The sequence below is a fragment of the Gluconobacter sp. P1D12_c genome, from assembly GCF_018812105.1.
GTDB classification, from domain to species: domain Bacteria; phylum Pseudomonadota; class Alphaproteobacteria; order Acetobacterales; family Acetobacteraceae; genus Gluconobacter; species Gluconobacter oxydans_A.
Genome location: NZ_JACSIQ010000419.1, coordinates 1 through 471 on the forward strand (window position 1 = coordinate 1; position 471 = coordinate 471).

Here is a 471-nt window from a genome sequence, read left to right on the forward strand (position 1 = left end):
ACGGCTGGCAGGATTTTCTTGCTGATGTTCGTGAGAGGATGTCGTGCATTGTTAAGGATGCGGGAACTCTTGAGTCTGTTGATGAGGTCACAAAATATGTGACTAAGCCGAACGATATTGAGACGATGGAGGATGGCCATCTTGAGTGGTTCTATAATGAGACACTCAATACGCGACTGATACAGAGGTACGGATCGTTTAAGGAGTTCAAGGGGTCTCTTAATGATGAGAGGCTTCGCATCGTTCGAGATCAGTCTGATGGATCTCTGAAGATGATGAAGCGTGTCATCAATGATGCTGAGCTTTTCACGAAGCGTGATGAAGGCGAAGCCACGATAGGTGTCCCTAAATCATTGGATATGTTCGGGCCCGATATTGCTATGGCTCTCTGTGTTGAGCCTTCTCTTGATGGTCGTGTCATCGTTGGTGATGAAATAAAATTCGAGCAGATGGAGAATAAGATTGTTGGGC

1 protein-coding gene is annotated in these 471 nt (G+C 46.1%); it reads left to right on the forward strand.

What is annotated here, in order from left to right:
• Window positions 1-471, forward strand: a 471-nt coding sequence (locus tag KP705_RS17460) for a hypothetical protein (RefSeq protein WP_215765194.1), incomplete at both ends; no start/stop codon positions are given.